General features: G+C 65.4%; 12 protein-coding genes. 6 read left to right on the forward strand and 6 right to left on the reverse strand.

Translation table 11 applies throughout. From position 1 onward, the window contains the following. Window positions 1-7: 7 nt before the first annotated feature. Genes MLD63_RS07350 through uxaC form a run of 5 tightly spaced genes read right to left on the reverse strand, consistent with a single transcriptional unit; the run spans window position 8 to window position 4,648 of the window. The gene (locus MLD63_RS07350; protein WP_255329212.1) at window positions 8-289 is read right to left on the reverse strand and encodes a cupin domain-containing protein; all 282 of its coding nucleotides are present in this window, start codon (window positions 287-289) and stop codon (window positions 8-10) included. A gap of 11 nt (window positions 290-300) precedes the next feature. Then, on the reverse strand, window positions 301-1,581 hold the full coding sequence (locus MLD63_RS07355) for a TRAP transporter large permease (RefSeq protein ID WP_255329213.1): 1,281 nt from the start codon (window positions 1,579-1,581) through the stop codon (window positions 301-303). A gap of 7 nt (window positions 1,582-1,588) precedes the next feature. Beyond that, window positions 1,589-2,170: a TRAP transporter small permease gene (locus MLD63_RS07360; protein ID WP_255329214.1), complete on the reverse strand. Its 582-nt coding sequence runs from the start codon at window positions 2,168-2,170 to the stop codon at window positions 1,589-1,591. 58 nt (window positions 2,171-2,228) lie between these two features. Continuing rightward, window positions 2,229-3,215, reverse strand: a complete 987-nt coding sequence (locus tag MLD63_RS07365) for a TRAP transporter substrate-binding protein (RefSeq protein ID WP_439957631.1) — start codon at window positions 3,213-3,215, stop codon at window positions 2,229-2,231. Between the two features lie 23 nt (window positions 3,216-3,238). Continuing rightward, window positions 3,239-4,648 carry a glucuronate isomerase gene (gene uxaC / locus MLD63_RS07370; RefSeq protein ID WP_255329215.1) on the reverse strand — a complete coding sequence of 470 codons (1,410 nt, stop codon included), beginning with the start codon at window positions 4,646-4,648 and terminating at the stop codon, window positions 3,239-3,241. Window positions 4,649-4,741: 93 nt separating this feature from the next. Here uxaC and MLD63_RS07375 point away from each other — a divergent pair, with 93 nt between their 5' ends. The 4 genes from MLD63_RS07375 (at window position 4,742) to MLD63_RS07390 (ending at window position 16,273) form a co-directional block, all read left to right on the forward strand. After that, window positions 4,742-5,443 carry a GntR family transcriptional regulator gene (locus MLD63_RS07375; protein ID WP_255329216.1) on the forward strand — a complete coding sequence of 234 codons (702 nt, stop codon included), beginning with the start codon at window positions 4,742-4,744 and terminating at the stop codon, window positions 5,441-5,443. Window positions 5,444-5,470: 27 nt separating this feature from the next. Beyond that, the gene (gene uxuA, locus MLD63_RS07380; RefSeq protein WP_255329217.1) at window positions 5,471-6,679 is read left to right on the forward strand and encodes a mannonate dehydratase; all 1,209 of its coding nucleotides are present in this window, start codon (window positions 5,471-5,473) and stop codon (window positions 6,677-6,679) included. After that, a complete protein-coding gene (locus MLD63_RS07385) occupies window positions 6,676-7,590 on the forward strand; it encodes a sugar kinase (protein ID WP_255329218.1) in 915 nt (304 codons plus the stop codon). Before uxuA ends, MLD63_RS07385 begins: the two co-directional genes overlap by 4 nt. Window positions 7,591-7,837: 247 nt before the next feature. Further along, window positions 7,838-16,273, forward strand: coding sequence for a glycoside hydrolase family 94 protein (locus MLD63_RS07390; RefSeq protein WP_255329219.1), 8,436 nt, complete (start codon window positions 7,838-7,840; stop codon window positions 16,271-16,273). Here the strand turns inward: MLD63_RS07390 and MLD63_RS07395 are convergent. Beyond that, window positions 16,270-17,043: a DeoR/GlpR family DNA-binding transcription regulator gene (locus MLD63_RS07395; RefSeq protein ID WP_255329220.1), complete on the reverse strand. Its 774-nt coding sequence runs from the start codon at window positions 17,041-17,043 to the stop codon at window positions 16,270-16,272. The genes MLD63_RS07390 and MLD63_RS07395 overlap by 4 nt on opposite strands. A gap of 144 nt (window positions 17,044-17,187) precedes the next feature. Between MLD63_RS07395 and glpD the strand changes: the two genes are divergently transcribed. Next, entirely contained in the window at window positions 17,188-18,738 is a 1,551-nt protein-coding gene (gene glpD, locus MLD63_RS07400; RefSeq protein ID WP_255329221.1) for a glycerol-3-phosphate dehydrogenase, read from the forward strand. Then, window positions 18,735-19,802, forward strand: a complete 1,068-nt coding sequence (locus MLD63_RS07405; RefSeq protein ID WP_255329222.1) for an ABC transporter ATP-binding protein — start codon at window positions 18,735-18,737, stop codon at window positions 19,800-19,802. Before glpD ends, MLD63_RS07405 begins: the two co-directional genes overlap by 4 nt. The last annotated feature ends 2 nt before the right edge of the window (window positions 19,803-19,804 follow it).

Raw genomic sequence — 19,804 nt, forward strand, 5'->3', positions numbered from 1 at the left:
GGTCCTTTCAAAGAAAATCGTCTCGGCGCGGGGTGAAGCTGTCGATCAGCACCCCCGCTTCGAGGCAGAGGCAGCCGTGTTCGGCGCCCGAGGGGATGACGAAGGCATCGCCCGGCCCGATCTCGCGCGGCTCGCCATCCACCGTAAAGCGGTAGCGGCCGGATTGCACATAGGTCGACTGGACGTGCGGATGGCTGTGCAGCGCCCCTTCGTCTCCGCTCTGGAAAGCGAAGCGGACCACCATCAGGTCAGGATGATCGGCGATGACCGTGCGGACGGGATCGGGCATGGGAATTCTCCTCAGCGGAAGATGGACGGCAGCCACAGCGACAGCGCGGGAATGTAGGTGACCAGCATCAGGGTCGCGAAGGCAGCGCCGTAGAACGGCCATATCGTGCGCATCGCCTGCCAGATGCTGATCCGACCGACCGCGCAGCCGACAAACAGCACCGCCCCCACGGGTGGCGTGCAAAGTCCGATGCCGAGGTTCAGGATCAGGATCACCCCGAAATGAACCGGATCGACGCCGAAGGCCTGCGCGACGGGCAAGAAAATCGGCGTGGTGATCACGATCAGCGGCGACATGTCCATGAAGGTGCCAAGAACCAGCAACATCACGTTCATCAGCAGCAGGATGACCAGCGGGTTGTCCGAGATGCTTTCCAGCATCGCGACCAGCTGCGCGGGCACCCGCATGTAGGCCAGAAGCCAGCCGAAACAGGCCGCGCAGCCGATGACGAGAAGCACCATCGATGTCGTGCGGACCGCGCCCTTGGTCGCCTCGACGAACTCTGACCACGGCAGGCTTCGATAGACGATGGCGGTGACGAGCAGTGCGTAGACCACCGCCACGTTCGAGGATTCCGATGCGGTGAACAGGCCCGAGCGGACGCCACCGAAGATGATGGCGATCAGGATCAGGCCGGGCACCGCCGATACGAACAGCGCGCCCATCATGCGAAAGCCCGGAAACGCCTCGGTCGGATAACCCTTCTTGCGGGCGACATACCAGGCCGCAGCCATCAGCATCAGCGCCAGCAGAAGACCGGGCAGGATGCCAGCCGTGAATAGGTCGGCGATCGACAACCGGCCGCCGGCGGCGATCGAATAGATGATCATGTTGTGACTGGGCGGGATCAGCAGCGCGATGATCGAACTGACCACGGTGATGTTCACCGCGTAATCAACATCGTAGCCGCGGGCCTTCATCTGCGGGACCATCAGCCCGCCGACCGCCGAGGCATCGGCCGCGGCCGAGCCGGACACGCCGCCGAACATCAGCGAGGCCATGATGTTGACCTGCCCCAGCCCACCGCGAAGATGGCCGACCAGCGATCCGGCCAGCGCCACCAGTCTTCGGGCGATATCGCCGCGCACCATCAGGTCGCCCGAATAGATGAAGAACGGGATCGCCATCAGCGCAAACACCGAGATACCGGAATTCAGCCGCTGGAAGACGACGACGGGCGGCAGGCCGAGATAGAGCACGGTGAAGAAGCTCGATGCGCCAAGGCAGAAGGCGACCGGCGTGCCGATCAGTAAAAGACCGGCGAAGCTGCCGAAGAGTATCCAGTATTCCATCGCCGTCCTACCCCCGGTCCAGCATGTCGCGTGCGCGGGCGCCGTCCGCCTCGCCATCCACCTCGCCGTCTGCGGCATCGTCCATGTCGCCGAAGCGCGCCGTCTTCAGCCCCGCCGCGCGGCGCAGGATGCGCTCGATCGAGAACAGGACCAGCAGGACGCCGCCCCCGATCACCGGTGCGAAATCCCAGATCCTGGAAACGCCGAGACCCGGCACGATCCCGCCCGCAACCTTCGCGGCGAGTTGCCAGCCGTAGAAGGCCATGCCGAAGCCGAAGGCCATCACCACCAGATCGGACAGGCTGTGAAACCATGGCCGCCACGTTTCGGGCATGACCATCAGACCGACGTCGAAGGACAGGTGATACCCCTCCTTCACGCCGACGGCCGCGCCGAGGAAGATGAACCAGCCCATCAGCATCACGCTGGCCGGTTCGGCCCAGAATAGGCTCGACCCGATCACGTAGCGATAGAAGACCTGCGCGAAGACGAAGGCGGTCATCAGTACAAGGCCGATCCCCGCGACCCACAGGCCCAGTCTGGCAAGATGGCCGGTGATCACCGCCAGTCGTTCGCTCAAGTCGCGCATGGTGTCGATCCTGCGAAAGAAACGGCCGCCCGCGCACCGGGCGCGGACAGCCCGACGTTCATTCGGTGTCGCGGATGCGCTGGACCAGGTCCTGCGCCTCGGGCGTGGTCACATATTTCTCGTAGACCGGGGCCATCGCATCGATGAAGGGCTGCTTGTCGATATCGGCGATGATCTCGGCACCCGCTTCCTCGACCTTGGCGCGCGACGCCTCTTCCTGTTCGGCCCACAGCTTGCGTTCCAGAACGGCAGAGTTCTGGGCGGCCGTGAGCACGATCTCCTGATCCTCGGGCGACAGCTTGTCCCAGGTCATCTTAGACATCGCGACCAGTTCCGGCACCATCAGGTGCTGGTCCAAGGTGAAGTATTTCGCCACTTCGGCGTGTCCCGAACTGTCGTAGCTGGGATAGTTGTTCTCGGCGCCGTCGATGACGCCGGTCTGGATCGCCGAATAGACCTCTCCGTAGGGCATCGGGGTCGCATTGGCGCCAAGCGCGTCCATCATGTCCACGAAGACATCGTTCTGCATGACGCGGAACTTCATCCCCTGCAGGTCCTCGATCGACTGGATCGGCTTCTGGCTGTTGTAGAAGCTGCGTGCACCGCCGTCGTAATAGGCCAGCGCCACCAGATCCTTCTCGGCAAAGGCTTCGCCCAGTTCGTCTCCGATCGGGCCGTCCATGACTTTGTGCATGTGCTGTTCGGACCGGAACAGATAGGGCAGCGAGAAGAGCTGCGTGTCCGGAACGATGTCGTTGAACGTGCCGAAGGACGCGCGGACCATGTCGATCACGCCGAACTGGGTCTGCTCGATCGTGTCCTTCTCCTCGCCCAACTGGGCCGAGGGGAAGACCTCGATGCAGATGCGGCCATCGGTCTTTTCCTTGACCTCTTCGGCCATGGCCTTCACGCCCTCGACGGTCGGATAACCGTCCGGATGCGTGTCGGACGAGCGCAGCGTCAGTTCGCAGTTCTGCGCCGAGGCGCCGGTCACGAGGGCGGCCGAAAGCAGAAGCCCGGCCAGGGTCGTCGTCGTCAGTTTCATTGTCTTTCCTCCCTTGGTGATTGTCACAGTTTGTAGGCCCGTTTCGCCAGGCCGTAGGTCAGGTCGTGGGCAACCTCATGCGCCTCGTCCTCGGCCAGGCGTCCCGTGCCGACCAGCGTGGCGAGATACGCGCAATCGACGCGGCGCGCGACGTCGTGACGCGCGGGGATCGAGCAGAAGGCGCGGGTGTCGTCGTTGAAGCCGACGGTGTTGTAGAAACCCGCCGTTTCCGTCGTCATCTCGCGGAAACGCCGCATCCCCTCGGCGCTGTCGTGGAACCACCATGCGGGGCCAAGCCGAAGGCATGGCCAGGCACCCGCCAGCGGTGCCAGTTCTCGGGCGTAGGATGTCTCGTCCAGCGTGAACAGGATCAGCGTCAGCCGCTTGTCCATGCCGACCGCGTTCAGAAGCGGACGCAGGGCGGTGACGTAATCCGTGCGGCCGGGGATGTCGTAACCCTTGTCGCGACCATGCGCGGCCATCACCGCGTCGTTATGGTTGCGGCGCGACCCGGGGTGGATCTGCATCACCAGACCATCCTCGATCGACATCCGCGCCATTTCGGTCAGCATATGGCCGCGGAACGCATCGGCTTCGTCAGCCGAGCAGGTGCCGGCGAGCGCCTTCGCGAACAGCGCCTCGGCTTCGTCATGCGGCAGATCCTCGGTCCGGGCGCTGGCATGGCCGTGATCGGTGGATGTCGCGCCGCCAACCTCCTTGAAGAACGCCCGACGGGCGCGGTGCGCGTCGAGATAGCCTGCCCAGGTCGACGTGTCGAAGCCGGTCTGTTCGCCCATCAGCGCGACATTGTCGGCAAACTCCGCCATCTCCGGATCGATCACGCCATCGGGGCGATAGGCGGTGATGACGCGACCATTCCATTCGCTGTCGCGGATCATCCGGTGCCATCGCAAATCGTCGGTGGCCGGCTCGGTGGTCGAGATCGCCTCGATGTTGAAACGCTCGAACAGCGCGCGGGGACGGAATTCGGGCCGCGCGAGGCAGTCGGCGATGTGATCGTAGTACCAGTCTGCCGTCTCGGCCGACAGGCGCCGGTCTATCCCGAACACATGCTGGAACGAATGATCCAGCCAAAGCCGCGACGGTGTTCCCCGGAACAGGTGGTAATGGCTCGCGAACAACCGCCAGATCTCGCGCCCGTCGGTCTCGGTCGCCCCGCCATCCACGCGCGGCACGCCAAGATCGGTCAATGCCACACCCTGCGAGGCAAGCATCCGGAAGACGTAATGGTCAGGCGTGACGAAAAGCTGCGCGGGATCGGGGAATGCCTGATCTTCGGCATACCAGCGGGGATCGGTATGGCCGTGCGGGCTGATGATCGGCAGGTCCTTGACCGTATCGTAAAGCTGCCGCGCCAGGGCGCGAAGCCCGTGATCAGTCGGAAACAGCCTGTCCTCGTCCAGCAATGTCACGCGCAGGCTCCCCCTGAGATCGACGCTTGCGATCCGCGTGATCGTCTAATATGCTAGTCCGCAATCAACGTCAACCTCGGGAATGGACATGCGATGACCGACGCTTCCGCCGCCGCGATCCTTCCCGCGCTTGATGACGTTCGTGCGCAGACCATCACCGACCAGATTTATGACGTTCTTTACGAGCGGGTCATCGACCTGAGCCTGCCGCCCGGCACGCGGATCTCGGAATCCGAGGTGGCCGCGCAGATGGGCGTTTCCCGCCAGCCGGTTCGCGACGCGTTCTTCCGCCTGTCGCAGCTGGGCTTCATCGTGATCCGCCCGCAGCGAGCCACAGTTGTCACCCCGATTTCCGAAGAAGCCATCCGGCAAGCACATTTCATCCGCCTGTCGCTGGAGACCGCCTGCCTGCGCGAGGCCGCTCATCGACTGACCAGCGTGCAGCACGACGCTTTGGAGGCGTTGATCCGCCAACAGGAAGCCGCGATCGCCGCCGACGACCGGCGCCTGTTCCATCGGCTGGACGATCGCTTCCATTACGACATCTGCACCTATGCGGGTTACGATTTCGTCTGGGCGCTGGTGCGTGACAACAAGGGTCACATGGACCGTGCGCGCTATACCTCTCTGTCCTACAACGCCGGCAACGCGATGAACGAGCATCGGGTGATCCTGCAGGCGCTGCGCGACCGCGACCCCGATGCCGCGGTCGCAGCGATCGGCGACCACCTTGCGCGGATCGAAGATACGCTGGACCGGCTTCGCAGCGAGCAGCCCGAGATGCTGGGACGCTGACCAGCCGCACGACCTGAGGGAGAATTCATGAAACATACTTGGCGCTGGTTCGGTCCGAAAGATCGGGTCTCGATCGACGACATGCTGCAGGCCGGGGTTCAGGGCGTTGTGACGGCCCTGCACCACATCCCGACCGGCGCAATCTGGTCACCCGACGAGATCAGGAAACGTCAGCAGGCGGTGTCGGTGATGGCCGACGGCGCGCCGTCGGGTCTGGGCTGGGACGTGGTCGAAAGCCTGCCTGTCAGCGAGGCGATCAAGACGCAGACCGGCGACTGGCGCGCGCATGTGGATAACTGGATCACCTCGATGCGGCACCTGCACGCTGCGGGGATCGAAGTGATCTGCTACAATTTCATGCCCGTGCTGGACTGGACCCGGACCGATCTGGCGTGGCGCCGACCGAACGGCGCGCGCTGCATGCGCTTTGACCTCATCGATTTCGCCGCGTTTGACATTCACATCCTGGCGCGCCCCGGCGCAGCCGAGGACTTTCCCGAAAGCGTGCGCGCCGAGGCTGACCGGCGCTTTGCCGAGATGACGGACGACCGGCGCGCAGAGCTTGCGCGGAACACCGTCTTCGGCCTGCCCGGCGCCGCCGAAAGTTTCAGCCTCGACGACGTGCGGGCCCTGCTCGACAGCTACAAGCCAGTCACCGACGCGGTGCTGCGCCAGAACTTCCATGCCTTCCTGGAAATGGTGACACCGGTCGCGCAGGATCTTGGCGTCCGCCTGTGCTGTCACCCCGACGACCCACCCTTCCCGCTTCTGGGGTTGCCCCGGATCATGTCGTCCGAGGCAGATTATGCTGAGCGGATGGCGGCTGTGGACCTGCCTGCAAACGGGATCACGCTATGCTCCGGCTCGCTCGGGGCACGGCCCGACAACGACCTTCCCGGGATGATGGAACGACTGGGCGACCGGGTTCACTTCCTGCATCTGCGCAATGTGCGCCGTGATGCCGACACCGCGCCCGCCTCGTTCTTCGAGGATGAACATCTGGGGGGACAGACCGACATGGTCGCGCTGATCGACGCCGTCCTGCGCGAGGAGGCACGCCGTAAGGCTGCGGGTCGCGCGGATGCGCAAATCCCGATGCGTCCCGACCACGGGCAGGACATCCTTGACGATATCGGGCGCGGCGGCCAGCCGGGTTACCCCGCCATCGGGCGGCTGAAGGGGCTAGCCGAACTTCGCGGGGTCGAGCGCGCGTTGTCCTGGCAAGCCTCGGCATGAGCGGACGCATCCTCTGCATCGGCGAGGCGATGGTCGAATTATCCCAGACCGGCGACAGCGGTCTGTGGCGGCTCGGCGTGGCGGGCGACACGCTGAACACAGCCTGGTACCTGCGGCGCCTGCTGCCGCTTGAATGGCGGATTGGCTATTTCAGCCGCGTCGGCTCTGGCGAGTTTTCGCAGAAGATGATCGATTTCCTCGACGCCGAGGGAATCGATGCCAGCACGGTGGGCCGCGACCCGGACCGCGAGATCGGGCTTTACGCGATCACGCTGACCGATGGCGAACGCAGTTTCGCCTACTGGCGCGACAGTTCCGCAGCCCGTCGCCTAGCGGACGACGCGCCGACGCTGCAGAGGGCGCTGACGGATTGCGACATCGCCTATCTGTCGGGGATCACGCTGGCGATCCTGCCGGAAGACGGGCGCCAACGCCTGATCGCGGCCCTGGCCGACGCGCGCCGGCAAGGTACGCGGATCGTATTCGATACGAACCTGCGTCCCCGGCTGTGGAGCGACGCCGCCACGATGCGCCACTGGATCGAGACGATGGCCGGCGGCTCGGACCTGATCCTGCCCAGCTTCGACGATGAACAACAGCATTTTGACGATACCGGCCCGGCCGCGACGATCGCGCGATACCGCCGCTGTGGCGCGCAGCAGGTGATCGTCAAGGCCGGCGGTGCGCCGGTCCATTACGGTGGGTCAGAGGGCGAGGGATCGGTCGACGGGCTGGTCCGCGACATTCCCGTCGATACGACCGCAGCGGGCGACAGCTTCAACGCAGGCTACCTTGCCGCCAGGATCGACGGCGCCCCGATCGCCGATGCGATCCGCAGGGCTCATGAGCTGAGCCGTCGCGTGATCGGCGCGCGTGGTGCGCTCGTCCCCGAAGCGGTCGGTGCCGACTAGCGGGTGATCCGATCAGGGCTGCAGATGCCTAAAGCGCAGGCAGCAAGCCCGTGACTGGCGTTCACGATCTTCCGGCTGCGACGCCGACAAATCGCGCCACACATTCAATTTAGGCCCTAAAACAAGACAGCGTAATCATTTTTCAACGTTCGCGCTTCCAAATTAGGTCCGCAGTCGTCTTGTCAGCCGCCCTTGCGCTTGCCCGGCCAGCCGATAACCTTGCCGCTTGTTCTGAAGGAGAAGCGGCATGTTTCATCAGCGCATGTTCGGGCGCAACGGCACCTTCTCGCTCGGCTCTCGCAGCCATGGTCCCGAACCGATCCGCTTCGATTTCTGGACCGGTCGCGATCTGACTGAAGCCGGTCGCGATCTGGCCCGGATGTCGCATCCCGACCTGCGGGCCACGCCTGACGATCCCTTGCGTCGTCTGGACGAGAACCGGCTGGCGCTTCAGTCGCTTTACCTTCACGCGGTAGAGGCGGCCGAATCCGGCGAGTTGATCACCCCCGCCGCCGAATGGCTGATCGACAACCACCACATGGTCGAGGAAAACCTGCGCCAGCTGCGCGAAGGGTTCGACCGCAATTTCCTTCGGAACCTGCCGCGCCAGCCGCTGGCCGACGGCCGGGAAATGCCGCGCGCGCTGATCATTGCCTGGTATTTCGTCGCGCTGACCAATTCCGAGATCGAGGACGGCCAACTGACCGCTTTCCTTGAGGGGTATCAGTCTGAAAGCGTGCTCGAAATCGCCGAACTGTGGGCAATCCCCACCTTCCTGCGCTTCATCCTGATAGAGAACCTGCGTCGTCTGGCGGAGCGCGTAGCGATCGCGCGACTGCGCCGGTTCGAAGGCAACCGGATCGCGGATTCGCTGGCCGACGCGACCGGTCGCGCCGATATCGAGGCGCGGGTCGCGCGCGAGGCGGCGATGATCCGGCACGACACGGTCGCCGTTCAACTGCTCTACCGGCTGCGAGACGGCGGCGACAGCGCGCAGATGGCGCTGGCCGCGGTCGAGCGCCAACTGGGCCGCGCCGACGCGATCGATCGCGCGGTTCAGGCGGAATACACCCGCCAATCGAGCGGGAACGTCACCACCGGCAACATCATTCGCAGCTTGCGGAAACTGGGCGACATCGACTGGCTGCGCTGGTTCGAAGGTGTCAGCCGCATCGACCGTCTGCTGAGCGACGGGACCGAGTTCGGTCGCCTCGACAAGCCTACCCGGTCGGATTACCGCACCGTGATCGAACGCATAGCCCGGCGTTCGACGCTGAGCGAAATGCAGGTCGCGCAGCTTGTGCTGGAACTGGCGGAAGACGCCCATCCGCACAAGGTGATCGGACATCTTCTGGTAGGCGCAGAGCAGCATCGCTTCGAAGAGGCCTGCGGGTATCGCCCGACGATCAGCGAACGGTTCGACGATGGGTTCCGCCGCCTCGGCTGGCTGGGCATCGCCGTGCCGATGGCCGTCATCACAGCGCTGCTGGTCCTGGGCCTTCACCTGCTTCTGCCCGCGTCGCTGCCGGGCTGGTCCGTGGTCCTGTTGCTGGTCCTTGCCGTGATTCCGGCGTCGGAAACCGCGCTGCGCCTGATCTCGTTCATTGCGGCGCGCACGGTCAGGCCGCAACGGCTGCCCGCCATGGATTTCCATGCCGACGGCCCCCCGCCCGAAGCGCGGACGCTGGTGGTCATTCCGGGCATGATCTCGAGCCTCGACGCGGTGGACGAACTGGCCGAGATGATCGAGTCCCATTACCTCGCCAACCCGCGCGGCGAGGTGATCTTCGCGCTGCTGACCGATTGGCGCGATGCACCGCGTGAACACGAGCCCGACGACGATCGTCTTCTCAGCGCCGCACGCGAGCGGATCGATGCGCTGGCCGATCGCTATGACCACAACGGCACGCGCCGCTTTTTCCTGCTGCACCGCCGCCGCGTCTGGAACGAGGCGGAAGGCGTTTGGATGGGGTGGGAGCGCAAGCGCGGCAAGCTGGCCGAGCTGAACGAGATGCTGCGCGGCCACGCCGACACCTCGTTCATCGACACCGGCCCGACGCCGCCCGAAGGCGTGCGCTATGTCATCACACTGGACAGCGACACCCGACTGCCCCGCGAGACGGTCACGGCGCTGGTCGGCAAGATGGCCCACCCCGTGAACACGCCCGTCGCACGCGAGGATGGCGTCGTCATCCGGGGTCACGCGATCATGCAGCCGCGCGTCACGCCCTCGCTGACCACCGGACCCGAAGCATCGATCTTCCAGCGCATCTTTTCGACAAACCGCGGTCTTGACCCCTACGTCTTCACCGTGTCGGACCTGTATCAGGACCTGTTCGCCGAAGGCAGTTTCACCGGCAAGGGCATCTACGATGTCGACGCGTTCGAGGCGGCGATGGCCGGCCGCATTCCTGAAAACACGGTCTTGAGCCACGACTTGCTGGAGGGCTCGCTGGCCCGCGCGGCGCTGGTCACCGATGTCGAGGTGGTCGAGGATTTCCCCTTGCGCGCGGCGACCGAAGCCAGCCGCCAGCATCGATGGACGCGCGGTGACTGGCAGTTGCTGCCGTTCATCGTCAATCCCCTGAACGGCCTGAACGCGCTGGCACGCTTCAAGATGTTCGACAACCTGCGGCGCTCGCTGATGCCGATCCTGTGGGTCGCGGCGTCGATCGCCGGTTGGCTGACCCTGCCCGGCTGGCACGCAGCCTTGTGGCAGATCGCGCTGATCGGCCTTCTGGCTCTGGTCGCGATCCTGCAGGTCGATCTTGCGCTGCTGCGCAGACGACGCGGGCTTGCGGTCGGCTACCACCTGCGCGGCATGGTCCGGGACGCCGCGAATTACATGCTGGAACTGGGGCTGAGGATCACCGGGGTGGCCGAACGCGCGGCGAACATGGCCGACGCGATCGCGCTGGCGCTGTGGCGCCGCTTCGTCAGCCACAAACATCTCCTGGAATGGACGACCGCGCGGGAGGCCGCGCGCAAGGCGGCGGCGTCGCCCTGGCAGATCTACAGCAAGGGCTGGGCAAGCCCCGCGATCGGACTTCTCGCGCTTGCCGCGACCGCATGGCTCAACCCGTCGGCGCTGCCTGTCGCCAGCGTCATGTCGATCCTGTGGATCGCATCGCCCTGGATCGGCGAACGGATCTCTCGCCCGCTGGTGACAGAGGACAGGCTGTCGCTGTCGCCCGCCGAAGATGCGGCGTTGCGCCAGATCGGCCGCCAGACCTGGCGCTTCTTCGAGGAGTTCGTCGGACCCGACACCAACCATTTGCCGCCCGACAACTTCCAGGATCATCCGGCACCCAAGCTGGCAGAGCGGACGTCGCCCACCAATATCGGCCTTTACCTGATGTCCGTGATGTCGGCGCGCGATCTGGGTTGGATCGGTTTCGACACCGCGTTGAGACGGATTTCGGCGACGCTGGAAACGATGGAGCGGATGCCCCGCCATCGCGGACATTTCTTCAACTGGTACGACACCCGGACGCTCGCGGTCCTGCCCACGCCCTACGTTTCGTCCGTGGACAGTGGCAACCTGGCCGGGCTTTTGATCGCGCTCGCCTCGGGCCTGCGGCGATGGGGCGATGCGACTGCAAGCGCGGTTCAGGTCAAGATCACGGGTCTTGCGGACACGCTGGCGCTGCTGGAACGTGCCTATGCCGATCTGCCGGCGGGCCGGCGCGGATCGAACGATGTCCGCAAGGTGCTGGAAGAGCGGCTGGCGGGCTTTGCCGGACGCTATCGCAGCGTCGAATCCGATCCGCAGACCGCGCCGGTCGGCATCGCCGATCTGGGTGTTCTGGCCCGCGACATCGAGCGGCTGGCAGGCGATCTCGACGCAACCGAGAATGATCGCGCCAGTGCCGACCTGCTCTGGTGGGCGCGCGCCCTGCGGGTGAATTGCGACGAGGTTCTGCGACCTGCGGCCGAGGGACGCGACGCGCTGGCCAGCGTGACCCTGCGCCTGCACACGCTGTCCGAACGCGCGCGAGCACTGGCCTTCCGCATGGATTTCAGCCTGTTCGTGCGACCCGACAAGCAGCTTTTGTCGATCGGCTATCGCCCAGGCGAGGACGAACTGGACGAAAGCTGCTACGACCTCTTGGCATCGGAAGCGCGGCTGACGTCCTTCCTTGCCATCGCCAAGGGCGATCTGCCCAAGGATCACTGGTCCCAGCTTGGCCGCCCCTTCGCCACGTTCGGCAATCGCGGTGCGCTGCTGTCCTGGTCGGGCTGCATGTTCGAATATCTGATGCCGCCCCTCCTGATGCGAGAGCGTCAGGGCGGTATCCTGCACCATTCCAATGCCATGGCGATCGAGGTCCAGATCGAACATGGCCGCGCCCGGGCGATCCCGTGGGGCATTTCGGAAAGTGCCTTCAACGCGCGCGATCGGCAGTTGAACTACCAGTATTATGCATTCGGTGTGCCCGCCCTGGCGCTGAAGCGTGGCGGCGGCGATCCGGTCGTCGCGCCCTATGCCTCGATCCTTGCGGCGCAGATGCGGCCCAAGGCGGCCGTCAGCAACCTCGCCTGGCTTGCCGATATCGGTGCGCTGGGGCCGTGGGGCTACTACGACGCAGTCGATTTCACACCCTCACGGCAAAGCGGTGAGCATCGGCACGAAGTCGTGCGCAACGTCATGGCCCATCACCACGGCATGTCGATTCTGGCCATCGCGAACACCGTCCTGGACGGCATCCACCGCGACCGTTTCCACGACGATCCGGTGGTCCGCGCCGCCGAATTGCTGCTGCAGGAAAAATCGCCCCGTGACATCGTGCCGATCACCCGCGCGCCTTCACGGACCGAGGCCGCGACGATCAGCCATGCCTCGGCTTCGGAATCGATCTCGGTCGTGGACGAACCTGGACGCGCCCGCACCGAGGTCGCGCTGCTGTCGAATGGCCATTTCGCCACGACGATCTCGGCCACCGGGTCGGGACGTTCGGTCCTGAACGGGGTCGCGGTCAACCGCTGGCATCCCGATCCGACCTGTGACCGGGGCGGCATCTACCTTCTGATGCGCGACGTTCAAAGCGGCGAGTGGTGGTCGGCCACGACCTCGCCCTGCGCTGGCGAAAACGAGAAGGCGCGCACGATCATCTCGGACCACAAGGCCGAGTTCTTCAAGACCGCCAACGCCATCGAAAGCCGGGTCGAGGTGATCGCCGCGACCGAAGCCAATGCCGACGGGCGGCGCCTGACGCTGCGCAACCGTTCCGGCAGCGACCGCACGATCGAGGTCACGTCCTATGGCGAGATCGTGCTGGACGAGCCGGCATCGGACAACGCGCATCCCGCATTCTCGAAGATGTTCGTCAAGACAGAGATCCGGGGCGGCGGCAGCCTGATCGTAGCCGAACGGCGTCCCCGCGATCCCAAGGGGCAGTCCCGCTATCTGGCGCATCTGGTCGCGGGCGCGGACAGCGCCATGCCAGCGGCGACCGAGGCCGAAACGGACCGCTATGCCTTCATCGGGCGCGGGCGGACACTGGCCGATCCGGCGGCGTTCGATCCGGGCGCAACGCTGGGCGGTGGACAGGGTCACACGCTGGACCCGATCTTCGCGATCCGCCGCCGCGTGCGGTTGCCGGCCGGCAAGTCGGTCAGCCTGGTGTTCTGGACCATCATGACGGACACGGAACAGGCCCGCGACGACGCCGCCGCACATTACGCACGTCCAACCGTCTTCGACCACGAACTGCGTCTTGCCTGGACGTGGAGTCAGGTTCAGTTGCGCCACGTCGGCGTCACGCTGGAAGAGGCGCGCCTGTTCCGGCGCTTCGCCGCGTTGCTGGTCTATCCACGTCTTAACCTGTCGCTGATGGACCCGGACCGGCGCGGCGCGCTTGGATCGCAATCGTCACTGTGGCCGATGGGGATCTCGGGCGACCAGCCGATCATCCTGATCCGCATCGACGACGAGACCGATCTTCCGATCGTCGCAAGCGCTCTGAAGATGCACGAATTCCTCCGCGTCCGGTCGGTGCCCTGCGACATCGTCATCCTGAACGAACGCGCGGCGAGCTACATCCAGGATCTGCAGCATGCGATCCGCAACCTCTGCGATCTTCGCATCGCGCAGGCGGGCGGGCCGATGCCGCAATGGGGCGTTCATGCGGTCCGTCGCGACCAGATCTCGCCCGAAAGCTACGACACGCTTCTGGCCGCGGCTCGGATCGTGCTGCACACCCGCAACGGCACGCTGGCCGAACAGATCGATCGCCTGCCGGACATCACACCACCCCGCGCTGCCGACACGCCGCCAAGGCTTCCCGCGCGGCGACAGGCGCAACCCCCTGCGCCCACGCCACTGCAGTTCTGGAACGGCTATGGCGGCTTCACCGATAACGGCCGCGAATATGTCATGCGCCTGCGCGCGGACCGGCCGACGCCGCATCCGTGGATCAACGTCATCGCTCGCGAGGATTTCGGTTTCCACGTCTCGGCCGAGGGCGCGAGCTATACCTGGGCCGAGAATTCGCGCGACTACCAGATCACGCCCTGGTCAAACGACCCCGTGGGCAATCGCCCCGGAGAGGCGATTCTGATCCATGACCCCGCCACCGGCCGGGTCGCGACCCCCTTCCCCGCGCTCTGCGACGATCCGTCACAGGTCTTTGAGATTGCACATGGGATGGGCTATTCGCGCTTCACGGCCGATTTCGGCTGGGTCGAGGTCGAGGCAGTGATGATGCTGGCGGAAAACCAGCCCGCCCGCCTGACCCGCCTGCGCGTGACCAACCACACGCGCGAACGGCTGTCCCTGCAAGGCATCGCCTACGCCGAGATGGTCAAGGGCATCGATCCCGCGCGAACGTCCACGATGCTGCGCGCACGCTATGACGCGGATGCCGGCGCGGTGATCCTGAAGAATCCTTATTCGACGGATTTTGCAGACCGCACGACCGCCCTGTCCTGCGATCAGCCGATCGACGGCGCATGCGCGTCACGCGCGCAGTTTCTGGGGCGGAACGGTTCGCTGTCGCGCCCCCGCGCCCTGACGCATTGGCCAGAGTCGGATGCGGGGGACGAACTGCAAACGGACGCCGATCCGTGCGCGGCGATCCGTTGGCAGCTCCCGCTGGCAGCGGGTGACACGATCGAAAGCGTACTGACGCTTGCCGACGCGCCCGCGGATGCCATCGACGGGGTTCTGTCCGAACTGGATCAGCGCGGCGTGACCGATCTGGCACTAACCGCGGCTGGCGCGACCTGGGACGATTTTCTGGGCACGCTTCAGGTCGATACGCCCGACCCCAAGCTGAACCTGCTGGTCAACACATGGCTGCCCTATCAGGCGCTCGGTTGCCGGATGCGGGCCCGCACCGCATTCTACCAGGCTTCGGGTGCGTTCGGCTTCCGTGACCAGTTGCAGGACAGCGCGGCGCTGATCCTGCAGGATCCCGATCTCTGCCGTCGCCAGATCCTTAATGCCGCCAGTCGCCAATTCCCCGAAGGCGACGTCCAGCACTGGTGGCTGCCGCGCACCGGCGCGGGCGTGAGGACAATGATCACGGACGATGTCGTCTGGCTGGGCCACATCACCGCGCATTATGTCGAAGCGACGGGCGACACATCGATCCTTGACGAGACTCTGCCCTTCATCAACGGACCCCGGCTGGACGAGGGCGAGCACGATCGCTTCTTCCAGCCCGAAAAGAGCGAGGAGTCCGCGCCGCTTTACGATCACTGCGCCCGCGCGCTTGATCTGGCCTTGGCACGCACCGGGCCGAACGGCCTGCCTCTGATCCTCGGCGGCGACTGGAACGACGGCATGAACCGTGTCGGCGAAGGCGGCCGCGGCGAAAGCGTCTGGCTGGGCTGGTTCCTGTGCGCGACCATCGACCGCTTCGCCCCGATTGCCGAGGCGCGTGGCGACGGAACGCGCGCCGAAGCCTGGCGCGCCCATCGTCAATCGGTCTCTCGGGCGCTGGACAAGTCAGGCTGGGACGGTGCCTGGTACCGACGCGGCTATTTCGACGACGGGACGCCATTGGGATCGGTGGACAGCACCGAATGCCGGATCGACTCCATCGCGCAAAGCTGGGCGCTGATTTCCGGCGCGGGTCGCGAGGATCGTGCCCATCGTGCTGTCGATGCCGCCGTCGACTGGCTTTTCGATGAAAAGGCAGGGATCCTGCGACTGTTCACGCCGCCCTTCTCGGCCACCGAAGCGGAACCCGGCTACATCAAGTCCTATCCGCCCGGTGTGCGCGAAAACGGCGGCCAGTACACGCATGCCGCGGCATGGATGGTCTATGCCTTGGCGCAGTCGGGCGACGGGACCAGGGCGCACCGCATCTTCGATGCGATAAACCCGATCAGCCACGCCGCCGACCGCGCCTCGGCCGAGCAATACCGGGTCGAACCGTATGTCGTCGCCGCCGATATATACGGCGCGCCCGACAAGCTGGGTCGCGGCGGCTGGACCTGGTACACCGGTTCGGCGGGCTGGATGTTCCGTGCCGCGGTCGAGGGCATCCTGGGGATCGAGCGACGGCCGGGCGGCTTCGTCGTGGCGCCGAACCTGCCAGACGACTGGCCGGGCTTCAGCGCAACGATCACCATCGACGGCCATGCGCGGCGGGTCGAGGTGACACGCGGCGATCGCGGCCTTGCCCTGTCGGTCGACGGTGTCGCAGCACAGCCGGGTGCGGTGATCGAGGTCTAGGGGGCGGGACGGTCGGCGACGACGATCCGCGTTCCCCATTCCGCACATCGTTGCGCCAGTTCGCTCGGCAAGGGTCGGTCCACGAACACCGTGTCCAGTTCGGACAGAGAGATGATGCGCAGCGGTGCGGACCGGTCCAGCTTGCTGAGGTCGGTCACCAGAAACGCCCGCCGCGCCTGCGCGACGATGGCGCGGCTGACGCGCACCTCGGCCAGATCGAAGTCCAGCAGGTCGCCGTCCGCGTCCAGCGCCGAGACGCCGATCACCGCGAAATCTGGCTTGAACTGGGCCATGAATTCCGTCGTGAGATCACCGACAAGCCCGCCATCGGACCGACGCAGCGCCCCGCCCGCAACCATCACCTGACAGCTTTCGTTGGCCACCAGAATGTTGGCGACGTTCATGTTGTTCGTCACCACGGTCAGGTTTCGATGCGACAGCAGTGCCCGTGCGACCGCTTCGGTCGTCGTCCCGATATTGATGATGATCGACGAATTGTCCGGAATCGCCGCTGCACAGGCCTGCGCAATGGCTCCTTTCGCGTCCTCGTTCATCCGACGACGCTCATCATAACCGATATTGCTGACGCCGCTTGGCATCACCGCGCCGCCGTGGGCGCGGTCCAGTGCGCCCTGATCGGCAAGCTCGCTCAGATCACGGCGAATGGTCTGCACGGCCACGTCGAAATGGGCGGCCAGATTCTCGACCGCGACATGTCCGGATTGGCGGGCAAGTTCGAGGATCTCCAACTGCCGGATGTTCAGCGGCATGCGCACCCCCTTTGACCTTGCGTCACGCTACGGGTTGCATTCGTTTTCTGTCAATACGAACATCCACGAACCAAAACGAAGAATTTCGTTTGACAGATTACACGGCGCTGTGATCGGATGGCGCTCATGGAGCAAGGGGGGCCCATGCCCGAGACGACCGACCTCTTCATCATCGGCGGCGGGATCAACGGCTGCGGGATCGCCCGCGATGCCATCGGTCGCGGCCTGTCGGTGCGTCTGGCCGAGATGGGCGATCTGGCGCAGGCGACCAGTTCGAAGTCGACGAAGCTGTTCCACGGCGGGCTGCGCTATCTGGAATATCTGGAAATCCGTCTGGTGCGCGAGGCGCTGCGCGAACGCGAGGTCTTGCTGACAGCGATGCCGCATATCAGCTGGCCGATGCGCTTCGTGCTGCCGCTCGACCCGCAGATGACCTTCGAAAGCGACACCCCCGTATCCCGCGTGCTGTCGCGGGTCATGCCATGGCGCAAGGGACAGCGTCCTAACCTGATGATCCGTGCGGGGCTGGCGCTTTACGATACGCTCGGCGGGCGCAAGATCTTGCCCGCGACCTCATCGCTCGACCTCAGGAACGCGCCAGAAGGTAAACCGCTGCAGCCACGCCTGACCAAGGCCTACGAATACAGCGATTGCTGGGTGGACGATTCCCGGCTTGTCGTCCTGAACGCGCGCGACGCGGCAGAGCGGGGCGCGGACATCATCACTGGCACCCGCGTGACCGAGGCCGCCCGCGAAGGAAAGCTGTGGCGGATCGCGCTGCAGGACGGCCGCGTCTTCCATGCACGCGCGCTGGTCAATGCGGGCGGGCCATGGGTCGGCAAGGTCATTCATGACGTGGCCCACCTGCCCAGCCGGGAATCCGTACGGCTCGTGCGGGGCAGCCACATCGTGGTGCCGAAGCTTTACGATCACGAGAAGGCCTATTTCTTCCAGGGTGCGGACGGGCGGATCATCTTCGCGATCCCCTATGAGGGTGACTTCACCCTGATCGGGACCACGGACCGCGACCATCAGGGCAGCCCGCTGGAAGCGGAATGCACACCCGAGGAACAGCAGTATCTGTGCGACTTCGCGTCCGAGTATTTTCGCAAGCCGGTGACGCCCGAACAGATCGTCTGGACCTATTCGGGCGTTCGGCCACTTTATGACGACGGTGCCAAGTCGGCGACCGCTGCAACGCGCGAATACGTGCTGTCGCTGGATACGAAGGGTGCGCCCTGCCTCAACGTCTTCGGCGGCAAGATCACCACATATCGCAAACTGGCGGAACATGCGCTGGAAAAACTGGCGCCGCATTTTCCCCGTGCGGGCGGCGCCTGGACAGCCGGGATCGCGTTGCCTGGGGGCAATTTCCCCGTCAATGCGGTCGATCAGCAGATCGCCGGACTGACGCGCGATTATCCGTTCCTGGACTCCGCGTGGGCACGGCGTCTGGTGCGCGCCTACGGGACCGAGGCGCGGGCGATCCTTGGGGATGCCAAGACCGCCGAGGACCTCGGCCGCGATTTCGGTGCGACCCTGACCGAACCAGAGGTGCGCTGGCTGATGGCGCGTGAGTTCGCCCGGCGCGCCGATGACGTCGTATGGCGCCGCAGCAAGCTGGGCCTGCGAATGGACGCAGACCAGATCGCCGCGCTGGACGAATGGATGATCGAGAAGAGAGCTGCCGCATGACACTCGAGCTGCGCGGCATCACCAAGGTCGTCGGCGGACGGGTTCACATCCATCCAACCGATCTGGTGTTGCAGCCCGGCTCGATGAACGTGCTGCTGGGTCCAACGCTGGCGGGGAAAACCTCGCTGATGCGATTGATGGCCGGCCTTGATCGCCCGACCGAGGGGCGCGTGGTCTGGCAGGGCACGGACGTGACCGACCAGCGCGTTCAGGACCGCAAGGTCGCGATGGTCTACCAGCAATTCATCAACTACCCCTCGATGTCGGTGCGCGACAACATCGCTTCTCCGCTGCGGTTGATGGGGGTGAAGCGCGACGAGATCGCCCGTCGCGTGGCCGAGACCGCCGAGATGATGCGCCTGACCCCGATGCTGGACCGGCGCCCACTGGAATTGTCGGGCGGACAGCAGCAGCGCTGCGCGCTGGCCCGCGCGTTGGTCAAGGGCGCAGGGCTGGTGCTGCTGGACGAGCCGCTGGCGAACCTCGACTACAAGCTGCGCGAGGAGTTGCGCGCCGAAATTCCGCGGATCTTCGCGGAATCGGGCGCGATCTTTGTCTATGCCACGACCGAGCCCGAAGAGGCGCTTCTGCTGGGCGGAAATACCGCAACGCTGTGGGAAGGCCGGGTGACGCAGTTCGGTCCGACGCCGCGGGTCTATCGCGCGCCACTGGACGCGACCACCGCGCGGGTGTTCAGCGATCCACCGATGAACTTCAAGACCGTCCGCGTGGTGGGTGGCCAAGCGTCTTTCGACGGTGCGTCGTGGCCCGTGGCGTTGTCCGACGGCGAATACCGCGCGGGCTTCCGCCCCGCCCATCTGTCGCTGCGCGAGGCGCCGGGCGCGATCCCGCTGCAGACCACGCTCGACGTGACCGAGATCACCGGCGCCAAGACCTTCCTGCACCTGCGCCACGGCGAGGATCGCTGGGTCGGTCTGGTCGATGGCGTCCATCGTCCCGAACACGGCACCCCACTGACGCTGTGGCTCGACCCCGCCTATGTCTATCTCTTCGGCGCGGATGGCAGTCTGGCCCGCCCTGCCCCCTATGCGGAGGCCGCGTGAGC

Source organism: Paracoccus albicereus (assembly GCF_024359525.1).
Lineage (GTDB): Bacteria > Pseudomonadota > Alphaproteobacteria > Rhodobacterales > Rhodobacteraceae > Paracoccus > Paracoccus albicereus.